Source organism: Hymenobacter amundsenii (assembly GCF_002204745.1).
Classification (GTDB): Bacteria; Bacteroidota; Bacteroidia; order Cytophagales; family Hymenobacteraceae; genus Hymenobacter; species Hymenobacter amundsenii.
Window position 1 is genome coordinate 1 of record NZ_NIRR01000114.1, and the last position, 511, is coordinate 511.

A 511-nucleotide genomic window follows, 5' to 3' on the forward strand; every position below is an offset into this window, starting at 1 on the left:
CGCGGCCAGTTCAGCGGCCAAGGTCCGCGCCTGCTGGCCGCTTTCTTCCACCACGCGCCGGGCCTGCACCTGGTCGGTCACTTCGTGGGCAAAGACGAGTACGCCGTCGATGGTGCCCTGCGCGGTGCGGCGGGCCTGGTAGGTGAAGGTCGAGTAGACGTCCTCCAGCGGGCCGCCGGCGTGGCGGGCCAGCATCAGGGGCAGCTCCTGGGCCACGTAGGTTTCGCCGGTTTCATACACCCGCTGCAGGATGACCGGGATGTCGGCGCCGCCCAGCTCGGGCAAGGCCACCAACAGGGGCTTGCCGGCCAGCTCCCGCCCGGGAAAGATGCGTTGGTAGGCCGGGTTGACGAGCTGGTACACCAACTCAGGGCCGTCGAGGATGACGATGGGCGCAGGGGCTTCCATGAAAAGGTGATGCAGCTGCTGGCGCTCGGCCTCGCGCTGTTGGCGGGCCCGCACTTGCTCGGTGACGTCGTAGGCGAAAACGGAGACGCCGGCCACCGCGCCG

1 protein-coding gene is annotated in these 511 nt (G+C 69.3%); it reads right to left on the bottom strand.

Going from position 1 to position 511, the window contains the following annotated elements:
* Positions 1–511: PAS domain-containing protein (locus CDA63_RS20180; RefSeq protein ID WP_165768426.1), on the bottom strand; the 511-nt coding region annotated here is incomplete at both ends.